Here is a 12958-nt window from a genome sequence, read left to right on the forward strand (position 1 = left end):
CACGGTCTAGAGTCATCCACCATGACCGAAACCCCCTCCTACCTGACCACGACGGCGGAGGCCTACGACGCCGTCGCCGTCATCTACGCGGAGTTCGTCCAGGGCATACTGGATCGCCAGCCCCTGGATCGCGCGGTGCTCGCCGCGTTCGCGGAGCTCGTGCGGACCGGCGGTGCCGGGACCTCGGTCGCCGAGCTGGGTTGCGGCCCCGGCCACATGACGAAGCACCTGCGGGACCTCGGACTGGACGCCTTCGGCATCGACCTGTCCCCTGTGATGATCAAGCTTGCCCGTGAGGCCCACCCCGACCTGCGCTTCGAGGTCGGTTCCATGGACGCCCTCGACCTGGCCGACGGTGCGCTGGACGGCATCCTGTCCTGGTACTCCGCCATCCACATCCCGCCGCAGGAGCTGCCGCCGTACTTCGCCGAGTTCCACAGAGTGCTGGCCCCGGGCGGCCACCTCCTGTTCGGTTTCTACGAATCCGGGGGCGAGCCGGTGGTCGCCTTCGATCACAAGGTCACGACTGCCTACCGCTGGCCGATCGAGGACCTCGCCGAACTGACGCGTGCGGCAGGGTTCGTGGAAGTGGGGCGAATGCTGCGCGAGCCCCAGGAGAACGAGCGGTTCCGCCAGGGCCGGCTGCTGATGCGCAGGCAGTAGAGACGACGAAGGCCACTTCCTGACCTGAGGAAGTGGCCTTCGACGTTCAGCCGGCCCGGTTAAGGGCTCAGCTGCAGCGCGCGACCCGGGTCACGGAGTACGGCTTGTAGGCGGCGGCGTAGAACTTCTTCTTGCCCTTGGTGTTGGCGTTGACGGTCATGCAGCGGTACTTGGCGGCCTTGTCGCCGACCGAGCCCTTCCGCACGAACGTGATCTTGACGCTGACCTTGTGGCTGCAGTGGTTGTTGAAGTAGATGGTGGCGGTCGTGTTGCCCTCGCCCCAGGAGTAGTTGGCCCACTTGCCCCTGGGCTTGGAGCAACTGACGCTGTCGCGCTCGATCCCAGCTCGGGCCGAAGCCGTCGTCGCGGTGGAGGCCGAGCCGGCCTGCGCGGAGGCGGCCGTCGCCGGGGTCAGCAGCAGGGCGGCCGTGGCGGCGGAACCGAGCAGAAGGGATGCGAGCTTCTTGCGGGTCATACTTCAACCTCATAAAGGTAAAGAGATCTTGACAAACCCACCCTACCGACCGTCCGAATCGCGAGTAAAGCCGCCCCCTCACCATCCGTAGAACATGTGGTTACGCGGCGTTCAGGCCGGCAGCACCTTGAAGCGGCGGTTGGCCAGGCTCGGGTTCTTGGCGCGTACGGCACGCAGCCGCTCCGCGCCGATGACGGCCGACGCCACCCCCGGGGCCTCGCCCGCCGACGCCACCACGGTGCCCATCGGGTCCACGACCGCGCTCTGCCCGGTGCAGACCGGGCCGGTCTGGCCGCTGGCCAGGACGTAGGCGGTGTTCTCGATCGCGCGGGCGCGGACCAGCGTGATCCAGTGGTCCTCCTTGGCGGGGCCGGCGACCCACGCGGCGGGTACGACGAAGGCCTCGGCCCCCCCGTCGACCAGGAACCGGGCGATCTCCGGGAAGCGGAGGTCGTAGCAGGTCAGGACACCGAAAGTGAGCCCGTCCAGGGTGAAGACGAGCGGCTCGGGCGCGTGCGCCTGCACCCGGTCGGACTCGCGGTAGCCGAAGGCGTCGTAGAGGTGCACCTTGCGGTAGACGCCGAGCAGGTCGCCGCCCGCGTCCACGGCGAGCACGGTGTTGCTGGGCTTGCCGTGCTCCCCGGCGGGCGCCTCGGTCATGCCGGCGACGACGGCGATGCCGTGCCTCTTCGCCAGCGTGCCGATCGCGGTCGCGAAGGGCCCGTCGAGGTGCTCCGTCTCGGGGACGATGTCGGCCGTCACGTCCGGGTTGGAGTACATGGCGTTCTCCGGCAGGACGACGAGCCGTGCCCCCTGGGCCGCCGCCTGCTCGATCAGCCCGGTGGCGGCGTCGAGGTTGGCGGACTTGTCGGTGGTGGCGCTGAACTGTCCGACGGTGACGAGCATGCGGGGTCTCCTAGTGGGTGAGTTCGTGGGTCTGGTCGAGCGCGGCCTTGAAACCGGCCATGATGGCGCCGTGCTCCATGGTCAGGACGAGCTGGTCGGCCCCGTTCTCCAGGGCGAACGCCTTCTCCTCCGGTGACCACGCGGGCAGCACCCAGGGCTTGCCCGCGGCACGGGCCGCGTCCGCCACGATCTTGAGGTCGGCGAAGTCCCCCTCCGAGCGGGAGTAGGCGCCCCGGCCGCGGCGGATGGACAGGTCGCTGGGCCCGACGAAGACGCCGTCGACCGTGTCGAGCGCGAGGATGTCGTCGATCTCCTCGATGGCGCCCGCGTCCTCGATCATCGGGTAGACGCGGGTCTCGCGATCTTGGCGTACGATCCACTCGTCGTCGAACCCGCCGTACCGCGCCGTTCGTCCGCCCGCGAAGCTTCTGTCGCCCCGAGGGGGAAACTTCCCGAAGGCGCAGACGGCGGCCGCGTGCGCGGCGCCCTCGATGTGCGGTACGACGACGGCGGTGGCGCCGAAGTCGAGGGCCTGCTGGATCGGCCCCCGCTCGGGCCCGAGCACCTTGGCCAGCACCTCCAGACCGAGACCACGGAGGAACGGGATGAAGCGTTCGAGGTCGGCCAGGTCGAAAGAGCCGTGTTCGATGTCGAGCACCACCGCGCCGTAGCCCAGGTCGGCCACGATCTCGGCGGCGGCGGAACTCGGACCGGACAGCCAGGCGGCGTATCTCCGCTGCAACGGATACTCCTTCTCACGATTAATATACGCTGTGTATACACACGAGCGTGGGGGTGGCATGAACTGGGAACCGGACATCGCGCCGGCGGCTACCGCGGGCGAGCGCGCCTACCGATGGACGCGTGAGGCGATCCTCGGCGGCCGGTTTCCCGAGGGGTCCTTCCTGGAGGAGAAGCTGGTCTGCGACGAGGCCGGCGTCTCGCGCACTCCCGTCCGTGAGGCGTTCCACCGCCTGGCGGCCGAGAAGTACATCGACCTCCTGCCCAGGCGCGGCGCGCAGGTGCGCAGCGTGACGGCCGCCGAGCTGTTCGAGACGTACGAGATGCGGCTGGTGCTCGAGATCCACGGCTTCCGGATCCTGTGCGACAAGAAGACCGACATCCCGCAGGAGCTGTCGGCGCACCTGGACCTGATGGAGGATCCGGACATGGTGGCGCGGTGCAGGGCGGGCGACCGCGACGCGATCGCCGAGCACGCCAAGATGGACTTCTTCTTCCACTTCGCGTTCGTCAGGGCGACGGGCAACACCGTGCTGACCGACCTGTTCAGCAGCCTCCAGCCGCGGCACCAGCGGATCGGGGTCAGCGCCGTGGCGGCGCGCCCCGACCGGCTGGCGGTCATCAACCCCGAGCACCGCACCCTGCTCGCGGCCCTGACTATGCACGACTTCGACACCGCCGAACGCACCCTGCGCAACCATCTGCGGCCCGACGAGCGGGTGGTCTCCCACCTGAGGTGATCACTTGGCGATCGCCCGCCACAGCTCGCGGCGCTCGGCCTGCTCGGCGGGGTCGGGCACCGGCGCCGCCGCGACCAGCCTCCTGGTGTAGTCCGTACGGGGATCGTTCAGCACCTCGCGGGCCGGGCCGTGCTCGACCATCCGCCCGTGCTGCAGCACGGCGACGTCGTGCGCGAGCAGCTCGACCACGCCCAGGTCGTGGCTGATGAACAGGCAGGAGAAACCGAGCCTGTCCTGCAGCTCCTGGAACAACCGCAGCACCGTGGCCTGCACGGAGACGTCCAGCGCCGAGGTGGGCTCGTCGGCGATGAGCAGTTCGGGCTCCAGCGCCAGCGCGCGGGCGATCCCGACGCGCTGCCGCTGGCCGCCCGACAGCTCGTGCGGGAACCTGCCGGCCCAGCTCCTGGGCAGCTCCACCTGGTCGAGCAGTTCCAGCACCCGCTCGCGGACGGCGGCGCGGCCCGCGTACCGGTTGATGAGCATCGGGGCCGCGATCGAGTCGCCGATCGACCGGCGCGGGTCGAGCGAGGAGCCCGGGTCCTGGAAGACCATCGAGTACTTCCTGCGGAACTCGCGCAGCTCCCTGGCGCCGAGCCCGGTCACGTCACGTCCGCAGATCTCGATCGTGCCGGCCGTGGCGCGTACCAGCCCGACGATGGCCCGGCCGATCGTGGACTTGCCCGAGCCCGACTCGCCCACCAGGCCGAGAACCTTCCCCTTCCCGATCTCGAAGCTGATGTCGTGCACCGCTTTGAACCCTTTGCGACCCAGCCGCCCGGGGTACTCGACCTGGAGGCCGGCGACCCGGAGCGTGGCGTCCTGCGGCGTGTCGCCGCCGGGCAGCGCGGGCTCGGACTGGCCGCGCCGGGGCACCGCGGACAGCAGCCTGGCGGTGTACTCGTGCCGGGGTTCGGCGAACAGCCGGGCGACCGGGGCCTCCTCCACGACCTCGCCCTGCTTCATCACCACCACCCGGTCGGCCAGGTCGGCGACCACGCCCATGTCATGGGTGATGACCACGACCGCCGAGCCGAGGTCCTTCTGCAGGCGGCGCAGCAGTTCCAGGATCTCCGCCTGCACCGTGACGTCGAGGGCCGTGGTCGGCTCGTCGGCGATGATGACCTCGGGCGACCAGACGATCGCCATCGCGATCATCGCCCGCTGCCGCTGGCCGCCGGAGAGCTGGTGCGGGTAGCTGTCGATCCGCGACTCCGGCTCCGGGATGCCGACCTTTCTCAGCAGCTCCAACGTACGCGAGCGGGCCTCGGCGGCCGGTACGCGCTCGTGGCACCGGATCGCCTCGATGATCTGTTCGCCGATGGTGTAGACGGGGTTCAGCGCGGTCATCGGCTCCTGGAAGATCATCGCGATCCGCTTGCCCCGGATGTCGCGCAGGGCCTCCTCGCCGAGGTCGAGCAGCTCGGTGTCGCCGTACCGGATGCTGCCGCGGCGGCGCGCGTTCTTCGCCAGCAGCCCGAGCACCGACATCGAGCTGACGGACTTGCCCGAGCCGGACTCCCCGACGAGCGCCACCACCTCGCCCTTGGCGACCGCGAAGCTGACGTTCTTGACGGCGGGCACCCACTCGCCCGCGATCTGGAAGTCCACCGAGAGCCCCTCGACCGAGAGGATCGGCTCCGCGGGTGTCATGCGTCCACCGAGGTGTTCCGGTCGTATTCCTGTATGTAGGCGGAGCAGAAGCCGATGACCCGCTCGATCCAGATCTCGCCCGTCTTCGCGCTGCCGAGACTCACGTCGCCGGTGCAGCCGGTCGCGCTCACCTCGGAGAAGTCCCACAGGACGGTCCCGCGCACGTCGTGCCCCGGGATCGCCGCCTCCGTGTAGCTCGTCGGGCTCCAGCCGCTGCTCGAGGCCAGGCCGCCCGCGACGGCCAGCTCGCTCTGGACCTGGTCGGGGAACATCGCGAGCATCGCGGAGTGCTCGGGCTCGGCGCCGTGGCCGTACGCCTTGGCCGGGTCGTCGTACACGTCCCGCATGAGCGCGTAGCCGAGCTGCCACGGGTACAGGTGGCCGACGAGAACGCCCAGGTCATGGCGGGCCTGGAGGCCGGCGTCGATGACGGGCCCGACGTTGCCGCCGTTGTTGTTGACGATGATCACGCGACGGAAGCCCGACTGCACGAGCGCCTCGATGATCTCGTACGTGACAGCGCGCAGCGTCGCCTGGCTCAGGGAGAGGTTGCCGTTGAAGCCGCGGAACACCCCGGAGTGACCGTAGTGGAGGGCGGGCGCGACATAGCACCCGTTCTCCTTGGCCAGCTTGTCGGCCACCCATTCCGCCACGATGGAGTCCTCGTGGATCGGCAGGTGCGGGCCGTGCTGCTCGACCGCGCCGATCGGCAACAGGATGATCGGATCCCGTTCCGCCAGCTCCTTGACCTGGGTCCAGGACAGCTCGCCGAGCCTGTGGGTCGAAGGGAGGGTCATGAACGCGTTCCTTTCAGTTGGTGCCACGGCGGCGCGGGTCGAGCAGGTCACGGATGCCGTCCCCGAACACGTTGAGCGCGAGGACGACGAGGATGATGAGCACGGACGGGTAGAGCAGCAGCGTCGGCTGGACCTCCAGGAAGTCGCGGCCCGAGCCGACCATCGTCCCCAGCGAGGGCAGCGGCGGCTGCGCGCCGAGGCCGAGGAAGCTCAGGCCGGCCTCCATCTGGATGGCGAAGCTCACCGACAGGCTCAGCTGGACGATGATGGGCGCCGCCACGTTCGGCAGGATCGTCCGGACGAGGATTCCCGCGGGCCGCGCGCCCATGATCTTCGAGGCTTCGACGTACTCCAGGTTCCGGATGGCCAGAACCTGCGTGTAGACGATCCTGGTGAACCTCGGGATGTACAGGACGCCGATCACCAGGACGACGTTCACCAGGGCCGGGCCCATGATCGCCACGACGGCGATGGCCAGCACGATCGGGGGGAAGCTCAGCAGGACGTCGATGCCGCGCATGATGATCGTCGAGGCCCAGCGGCCGACGTACCCGGCCACGAGCCCGAGCGCGACGCCGATGACCGCCGCCACCAGCACCGCCGACAGCGCCACCCCGAGCGACACCTGGAGTCCGATCAGCAGGCGCGACAGGACGTCGCGTCCGAAGTCGTCGATGCCGAGCACCGAGGCCGAGGTCAGCGGCTTGCCGACGATGTCGCGGTAGTCGTACGGCGCGATCAGCCTGGCGAACAGCGTGACGATCGCGACCAGCAGCAGGAAGGCGCCCGCGACGGACGTCCTGCGGTTGGACAGCATGCGCCGGAGAAAGGTCTTCTTGTCGGCGTTCCCGATCGCGGGCGCGCCTGACAGCACGGTGGCCATGATCAGTTGTCCTCCGCCCGGGGGTCGAGTGCCCTGGCGACCAGGTCTCCGACCAGGTTGACCAGGATGACGATGGTGGCCGCGGCGAGGACGACGGCCTGGATGACGGGATAGTCGCGCTGCCCCACGGCGTTCATGAGCAGGGAGCTCATCCCGGGCCACCCGAAGATGGTCTCCACCAGGACCGTGCTCCCGATCAGCGTCGTCAGCTCGACCGTCGTCACGGAGACCACGGCGAGCAGCGCCGTACGCAGCGCGTGCCGGTTGATGACGTGCTTCTCGACCAGACCCTTCGCCCGTGCCGTGCGGACGTAGTCGGCGTTGAGCGTCTCCAGCATCGACGCCCTGGTCATCCTCGTCACCACCGCGCACGAGGCCGCCGTCAGCGTGGCCACGGGCAGGACGAGGATCTGCAGGTGGGCGAGCGGATCCTCGAACGGCGAGGCGAACCGGCGCGGCGGCAGGATCGGGATGAAGAACGCGAACACCAGCAGCAGCAGGGTGCCGATCACGAACACGGGCAGCGAGATCCCGAAGATCGACCCGGCGACCAGCGCGTGGTCCGCCGGCTTGTCGGCGCGCGTGGCGGCGATCCGGCCCAGCGCGATGCCGACCACCAGCGAGATCGCCAGCGCGATGAGGACGAGCTCCAGCGAGTTGCCGATCCGGGACGGCAGGTCCTGCATCACCGGGCGGCCGCTGATCAGCGAGGTGCCGAGGTCGCCCTGGAACAGCCGGGTCCAGAACCCGACGAACTGGCTGAAGAACGGCTCTTCGAGGTGCATCGCGGCCCGGGTGGCGGCGATCTGCTCGTCGGTGGCCGCGTCGCCGAGCACCGCCCTGGCCGGATCGCCGGGGATGAGCCGTACCAGGAAGAACACGATGGTTCCGACGAGCAGCAACTGCAGGATCGCCTGGGCGAACCGCTTGGCCAGGAAACGCCTCACGCCGTCTTCTCCATCCAGGTCCGGCGCAGGGCCGTGGCGGTCCAGGCGCCCTTCGGGGGGTGCTCGTAGCCCTTGACGTGGTTGTAGTGCGCCTCGCCCTGCTCGCGGCGGATCGTGTACGTCATCGGGACCAGCTCCAGGGCCCGTTTCTCGACGTCCAGGTAGATCTCGTTGCGCAGGCTCTGGTCGGAGGTCCTGCGTGCCTGGGTCAGCAGCTCGTCGATCCTGTCGTCGGCGAAGTCGAGGTTCTTGGCGAAGGTGCCGGTGCTGCCGATGAAGTCGCCGAGCGAGGCGGGATCGCCGAACTTCGGCGCCGTCCCCCAGGAGTGGACGGGGAAGGCCTTGGTCGACACGCTGGAGCGGAAGGTCAGCCACTCCTGCTGGGTGAGGTTCACGTTCAGTCCCGCGGCGCGCAGGCCGGGCAGCATCGCCTGCGCGGGCCTGGCGATGACCGAGTACGAGCTGGTGGTCACCACCGGCAGCGTCAGGCCCTCCTGCCCGGCCTGTTTGAGCAGGAATCTGGCCTGTTCCGGGTCGTAGGGCATGGAGCCGGCGAGCTGGGGCGCGTACGGGGCGAAGGTCTCCGACATCAGGGCGCCGTCCATCGGCCTGCCGTGCCCCAGCAGCGCGGTGTCCAGGACGGACTGCCTGTTGATCGACATCGCGACGGCCTTGCGGACGCGTACGTCGTCGAAGGGACGCCGGCTGGTCACGAAGCCGACGAAGCCGAACCCGAAGGTCTTGTCCGAGACGAACCGCAGCCGCGGGTTCTCGGAGATGACGCCGACGTGGGTGGCCGGGACGTAGTCGATCATGTCCACGGTCGCCGTACGCAGCGCCGTCACGCGGGCGTAGTCGTCGCCCATCGGCTGGAAGACGATCCCGTTGAGGTACGGCAGGCCGTCCTCGAAGTAGTTCTCGAACCGGACGAAGGTGGTGCTCACCCCCGGGATGCGCTCCACGAACCGGAACGGTCCGGTGCCCATGACCTGCGTCTTGGTGTTCGCCCCCGACTCGATCCACTTCCTGGAGACGATGTTGGTGGTGGGCGCGGCCAGGGCGAACGGGAAGGCCACGTCGGGCTGCTTGAACCGGAACACCACGGTGGTGGCGTCGGGCGCCTCGACGGAGGCCACCTGGTCGAGCAGCGGCGCCGACGCCGCGGCGGTCGCCTTGTCCATCATGCGGCGGAAGGAGAAGACCACGTCGTCGGCCGTCATCGCGGACCCGTCGTGGAAGCTGACCCCCGAATGCAGCTTGACCTTGTAGGTCAGCTCGTCGGCCCACCCGAACTCGGTCGCGAGGTCACCGACGATCTCTCCGGCTCCGTTGTACTGGACCAGCCCGTTGTAGGCGAGCTGGCGCAGGTAGTCGGAGGCGCTGCCGCTGGTGAGGTGGGGGTCGAGGTTGGCCGGGTCGGTGGAGAGACCGAAATACAGCACCCCGCCGCGATTCGGTCCACCGCCCTCGCGGATTTCCTGCATCGATACGGGCAAGGTCTCTGGGCTGCCGCAGGCCGTCAGGGCAGAGGCCCCCAGGGTGGCTACGCTTCCGGCGAGAAATCCTCGCCTGCTGATCACTGCCATGACATCTCCGCCTCGTCAGGGCCTGGCACTGAGTCGTTGGGTTGGGGATCCATCAGGTATTGCGTATGTATACATGGCGTTCACATCAGGGTCAACGGGTTGCAGCCTGGCAGAATTTGAGATACCGGCCAGCACAAAACACGCACTGATGCGAGCGACCCGATACCTCCCGCCCGGCCCGCACCCACCGTGACCTGCGCCTTGCACGGCGACTCGGAGCCGTATCAGAGCGATGTCAGGTCCGTGTTAGGTCGCCGGGCCACCATTCTCGGCATGGACACAGCAATGCGGCCCCCGGCCGACCCCCAAGGCGCGAAAGGCTTCGTCGCGAAGCTCCTCGCCGACCGTCACTCCGTCCCGTTCTCCATCGCACTGCACCTGGTGCCCGGCGCGGCCATCGTCGCCGTGTACGCGTTCATCGCCGCCCCCCTGGTCCGGGCGATAAACTTCCCGATCTTCCTGGCCTGGGCCATCGCCCTCGCGATTGTGCTCTTCCCGCTCCAGCTGTTCCTGCTGTGGCTGGGCAAGCAGCAGACCGGCCGCTTCACGATGAAGGGCGTCGTCCACTACCGCGACAAGCCGCTCTCGCGCCGCAAGGTCTTCTGGCTCGGGGCCGCGTGCCTCGTGTGGATGACCGTGGTCTCGCTCTCGCTGACCCCGCTGGACAACATCGTCTACGACTGGTTCTTCACCTGGGTGGACTACCAGGGCGCCGGCCCCGACGGCACCACCTACCTCCAGGGCTACCCGCAGGAGCTCGTGATCACCACGCTGCTCATCTGCGCACCGTTCACCGGCTTCACCCTGCCCCTGCTCGAGGAGTACTACTTCCGCGGCTTCCTGCTGCCTCGCCTCCCGCAGCTCGGCAAGTGGGCCCCGTTCTTCAACACCTTCTTCTTCTCGGTGTACCACTTCTGGGCCCCCTGGACTGTCCTGTCGAAGCTCGTCTTCCTCTACCCGGGCGTCTGGCTCGCCTGGAAGAAGCAGGACATCCGCATCTCGATCGCCATGCACCCCGGCTCGGCGCTGCTGATGACCGTGGTCGGCGTCATCGCCCTCGCCTCCGGCGCCACCTCGATATAAGACCGCCCGAAAGCGTGCCAGGGACGGCGATCAGTGGCCCTCCCGCGCTTTGGACCAGGGGTGAAGCAATGACGGCCCCGCTCTCATCGGTGTATTTCACGTAGCAGGCAGCGCCCATCACTATTCTGACTCCGATTGATCGTTTCGTTCAGGGAGAAGGTGCCGTGACACAGGAACCCGCGGCGCAGGCACCATTCCCGAAGGTGGCGCTGCTGCGTTTCGGTGCGGTTGCGGCCGCGTCCGGACCGGTGATCCTGACCACCTTCGGGGTCGGCAGGCAGAGCGTCGGCTGGTTCTGTTCCACGGCGGCCCCCGATTTCTATCCGGCGGAAGGCCCGTACGAGCTGGCGGGGCCGTATGCGCTGGCGGGTCCGTCCGGGCTGGGTGTTTACGCGCCGAACGACCTGCCGGGAGAGCTGCTGTTCTGGGCTGTTCTCCTGCTGCCGATCGCCGTGGCCGCCCTTGTGCTGAACGGCTCACGCCGAGCCACGCTCGCGGCCGTCGCCACGATCGCCGCAGTGCTCGCGTACGGGCTCGTCGTCGCGTTCGTCCTGCCGGGCCCCGATCCATGCACCGGGCGGGAACACGCGGTCGCACCGCCCTGGCCCCTGATCATCTCGTACCCGATGGCGGCAGGGGCGCTGTATCTGGCGGCCCGATCATCCCCGACCCGCAGGAAATACGGGATGATCCTTTGGGCAGGCGCCGCCGTCGCGGCAGCGTGGGCGGCCATGTTCCACCGCCTTCCGGCCACGTACGACAGGTTCCTGAGCGCCGTCTATGTGGCCAAGGCGTCCACCTGGAACGGCCTCGCGTGGTGGTCCAGTGACGCCGACAAGATCGGCCTGCCGGTCGTCATCGTCGCCCTGGCCGCGGCTGCGACAGCCACCGCTCCACCCTGGTGGAAACGCAGAGCCGGCATCGCGGCCGCAGCGGCTCTTCTTCTCTTCGTACCGCTCGACATCGTGACGTGCGTCAGCCTGGAGAGCGACACCTTCTGGCTGAATTTCGCCGATTCGGTGCGCTGGCGCCTGCTTCTCGCGGCCGTCCTCGTCGCCTCGGCCGCTTGGCACCCCCAGGTACGGCTCTCCTGGTCCGGAACCGTTCACCTGGCACGAAGCATGAGATCCAGGCGGACGAGAGATGTCGCCGTCGCGATTCTGATCGTGGCCTGCGCCGTCTGGCTGATCGTCACGTCCTTCACACCGACCCGGTAGCAGCCCCATGCCCTTGCGGCATGACACGACGCTGCATATCGTGCCGATGTATCAGGTCGATATATCGAGTCAAATGAGTCGGGAGCTGCGATGAGGCGGATCGACTACGACACGGAGCAGTACCAGGACTATGCGCGTGGCCGTGCGCTCTCCGAGCCGCAGCTGCGGACCTGGATCAGTGCCTTCGAGGCGGTGCTGCCCGAGCGGCGTCCGCTGGTGGGGCTGGACGTCGGCTCAGGCACCGGCAGGTACACCCCCGCCCTGGCGCGAGCGTTCGGACCGGTGACCGGCGTCGAGCCGTCGGTCCGCATGCGCGAGATAGCGCAGGCACAGTCCCAGCATCCCGAGGTGCGGTATCTCGCAGGCTCCGCCGAGGACCTGCCGGTGCCGTCCGGCAGCGCCGACTACGCTCTCATGTTCTTGTCCTGGCACCACGTCCAGGACAAACCGCGGGCGGTCCGGGAGCTGGCCAGGGTGATCAGGCCCGGCGGGCGGCTGCTCCTGCGCGCCAATTTCAGCGACCACCATCCCAGGCCGTGGTGGCTGGCGCACTTCCCCCGCGGCTTCGAGGCGGACGCCTCGCTGTTCCAGCCGCTGCACGAGGTCATCGCGATGTTCACGTCGGCCGGCTGGCGCGTCGCCGGCTTCGGCACGGTGACCGAGCCGTCCGCCGGCACCCGCGCCGACATGCTCGAACGGCTGCGCCTGCGCACCCTCTCGTTCTTCGCCCAGCTCAGTCCCGACGAGCTGGCGGTCGGCTTCGACCGCCTGGAGCAGGCCGTGGCCGCGGATCCCGACGCGCCGGCGCCCGTGTTCTCCGAGCCGCTGCTCACGCTCGAACGGTGCCAGTGAAGAAGGCCCGCATCAGCACCGCACCGGTCGAGAACGCCAGCGCCACGCACAACGGGGTGTAGAGCAGCAGGTTGAGCCAGTAGAACGGGGTGCTGGTGTCCGTGCCCAGCCCGAAGGCCCATGCGAGGCCGAGTTCCGCACGCGTGAGCAGCCCGGCGCCCAGAGCGAGAGTGACCGCCTTGGCGAGCCGACCGCCCCGCCCGACGGAGACGGCGATCGTCGAGAGGGCGGCGACGGTGAGCACGACGATCAGGGGCACGAGGACGCGCGGCGTGAAGGGCGTATCGAAGTTGAGCAACGCCAGGGAGAGTGCTCGCGGGTCCGCGGCCGGCCGTACCCACCAGGAAAGGTGAAGGAACGCGTCGAGCAGCAGGACGGCGGCGACGAAGGCCGCTGGGAGTGAGATTCTCATGCCCGG

14 protein-coding genes are annotated in these 12958 nt (G+C 68.8%); 5 read left to right on the top strand and 9 right to left on the bottom strand.

Going from position 1 to position 12958, the window contains the following annotated elements:
• Positions 1-21 precede the first annotated feature (21 nt).
• Complete coding sequence (locus HD596_RS13830; RefSeq protein ID WP_185069635.1) at positions 22-663, top strand: class I SAM-dependent methyltransferase; 642 nt, start codon at positions 22-24, stop codon at positions 661-663.
• A gap of 67 nt (positions 664-730) precedes the next feature.
• Here HD596_RS13830 and HD596_RS13835 read toward each other — a convergent pair whose 3' ends face one another.
• The 3 genes from HD596_RS13835 to HD596_RS13845 form a co-directional block, all read right to left on the bottom strand.
• Complete coding sequence (locus HD596_RS13835; RefSeq protein ID WP_185069636.1) at positions 731-1138, bottom strand: hypothetical protein; 408 nt, start codon at positions 1136-1138, stop codon at positions 731-733.
• A gap of 111 nt (positions 1139-1249) precedes the next feature.
• The gene (locus tag HD596_RS13840; protein WP_185069637.1) at positions 1250-2044 is read right to left on the bottom strand and encodes a carbon-nitrogen hydrolase family protein; all 795 of its coding nucleotides are present in this window, start codon (positions 2042-2044) and stop codon (positions 1250-1252) included.
• 10 nt (positions 2045-2054) lie between these two features.
• Positions 2055-2786, bottom strand: coding sequence for an HpcH/HpaI aldolase family protein (locus HD596_RS13845; RefSeq protein ID WP_246554443.1), 732 nt, complete (start codon positions 2784-2786; stop codon positions 2055-2057).
• Between the two features lie 58 nt (positions 2787-2844).
• On the opposite strand from HD596_RS13845, the gene HD596_RS13850 reads away from it, so the two are divergent.
• Positions 2845-3525: a GntR family transcriptional regulator gene (locus HD596_RS13850; RefSeq protein WP_185069639.1), complete on the top strand. Its 681-nt coding sequence runs from the start codon at positions 2845-2847 to the stop codon at positions 3523-3525.
• On the opposite strand, the gene HD596_RS13855 is transcribed toward HD596_RS13850, so the two are convergent.
• Genes HD596_RS13855 through HD596_RS13875 form a run of 5 tightly spaced genes read right to left on the bottom strand, consistent with a single transcriptional unit; the run spans position 3526 to position 9244 of the window.
• On the bottom strand, positions 3526-5175 hold the full coding sequence (locus HD596_RS13855) for an ABC transporter ATP-binding protein (protein WP_221519314.1): 1650 nt from the start codon (positions 5173-5175) through the stop codon (positions 3526-3528). It abuts the gene before it with no gap.
• A complete protein-coding gene (locus HD596_RS13860; RefSeq protein WP_185069640.1) occupies positions 5172-5972 on the bottom strand; it encodes a creatininase family protein in 801 nt (266 codons plus the stop codon). The genes HD596_RS13855 and HD596_RS13860 overlap by 4 nt, the downstream gene beginning before the upstream one ends.
• Positions 5973-5985: 13 nt before the next feature.
• On the bottom strand, positions 5986-6855 hold the full coding sequence (locus HD596_RS13865) for an ABC transporter permease (protein ID WP_185069641.1): 870 nt from the start codon (positions 6853-6855) through the stop codon (positions 5986-5988).
• A 2-nt stretch (positions 6856-6857) separates the two neighbouring features.
• Positions 6858-7802, bottom strand: a complete 945-nt coding sequence (locus tag HD596_RS13870; protein WP_185069642.1) for an ABC transporter permease — start codon at positions 7800-7802, stop codon at positions 6858-6860.
• Positions 7799-9244: an ABC transporter substrate-binding protein gene (locus HD596_RS13875; RefSeq protein WP_221519315.1), complete on the bottom strand. Its 1446-nt coding sequence runs from the start codon at positions 9242-9244 to the stop codon at positions 7799-7801. The genes HD596_RS13870 and HD596_RS13875 overlap by 4 nt, the downstream gene beginning before the upstream one ends.
• Before the next feature lie 417 nt (positions 9245-9661).
• Here HD596_RS13875 and HD596_RS13880 point away from each other — a divergent pair, with 417 nt between their 5' ends.
• The 3 genes from HD596_RS13880 (at position 9662) to HD596_RS13890 (ending at position 12540) form a co-directional block, all read left to right on the top strand.
• Positions 9662-10471, top strand: a complete 810-nt coding sequence (locus HD596_RS13880) for a CPBP family intramembrane glutamic endopeptidase (RefSeq protein ID WP_221519316.1) — start codon at positions 9662-9664, stop codon at positions 10469-10471.
• A gap of 164 nt (positions 10472-10635) precedes the next feature.
• Entirely contained in the window at positions 10636-11688 is a 1053-nt protein-coding gene (locus HD596_RS13885; RefSeq protein WP_185069644.1) for a hypothetical protein, read from the top strand.
• Between the two features lie 90 nt (positions 11689-11778).
• A complete protein-coding gene (locus HD596_RS13890) occupies positions 11779-12540 on the top strand; it encodes a class I SAM-dependent methyltransferase (RefSeq protein WP_185069645.1) in 762 nt (253 codons plus the stop codon).
• On the opposite strand, the gene HD596_RS13895 is transcribed toward HD596_RS13890, so the two are convergent.
• Positions 12518-12952, bottom strand: a complete 435-nt coding sequence (locus HD596_RS13895; protein WP_185069646.1) for a DUF3995 domain-containing protein — start codon at positions 12950-12952, stop codon at positions 12518-12520. The genes HD596_RS13890 and HD596_RS13895 overlap by 23 nt on opposite strands.
• Between the last annotated feature and the right edge of the window lie 6 nt (positions 12953-12958).

This window comes from Nonomuraea jabiensis (assembly GCF_014204795.1).
Taxonomy (GTDB): Bacteria; Actinomycetota; Actinomycetes; order Streptosporangiales; family Streptosporangiaceae; genus Nonomuraea; species Nonomuraea jabiensis.

Excerpts from the sequence above, each read along its gene's own strand:
- HD596_RS13830 (WP_185069635.1), top strand. The coding sequence starts at position 22 with ATGACCGAAACCCCCTCCTACCTGACCACGACGGCGGAGGCCTACGAC.
- HD596_RS13835 (WP_185069636.1), bottom strand. The coding sequence starts at position 1,138 with ATGACCCGCAAGAAGCTCGCATCCCTTCTGCTCGGTTCCGCCGCCACG.
- HD596_RS13840 (WP_185069637.1), bottom strand. The coding sequence starts at position 2,044 with ATGCTCGTCACCGTCGGACAGTTCAGCGCCACCACCGACAAGTCCGCC.
- HD596_RS13850 (WP_185069639.1), top strand. The coding sequence starts at position 2,845 with ATGAACTGGGAACCGGACATCGCGCCGGCGGCTACCGCGGGCGAGCGC.
- HD596_RS13855 (WP_221519314.1), bottom strand. The coding sequence starts at position 5,175 with ATGACACCCGCGGAGCCGATCCTCTCGGTCGAGGGGCTCTCGGTGGAC.
- HD596_RS13860 (WP_185069640.1), bottom strand. The coding sequence starts at position 5,972 with ATGACCCTCCCTTCGACCCACAGGCTCGGCGAGCTGTCCTGGACCCAG.
- HD596_RS13865 (WP_185069641.1), bottom strand. The coding sequence starts at position 6,855 with ATGGCCACCGTGCTGTCAGGCGCGCCCGCGATCGGGAACGCCGACAAG.
- HD596_RS13880 (WP_221519316.1), top strand. The coding sequence starts at position 9,662 with ATGGACACAGCAATGCGGCCCCCGGCCGACCCCCAAGGCGCGAAAGGC.
- HD596_RS13890 (WP_185069645.1), top strand. The coding sequence starts at position 11,779 with ATGAGGCGGATCGACTACGACACGGAGCAGTACCAGGACTATGCGCGT.
- HD596_RS13895 (WP_185069646.1), bottom strand. The coding sequence starts at position 12,952 with ATGAGAATCTCACTCCCAGCGGCCTTCGTCGCCGCCGTCCTGCTGCTC.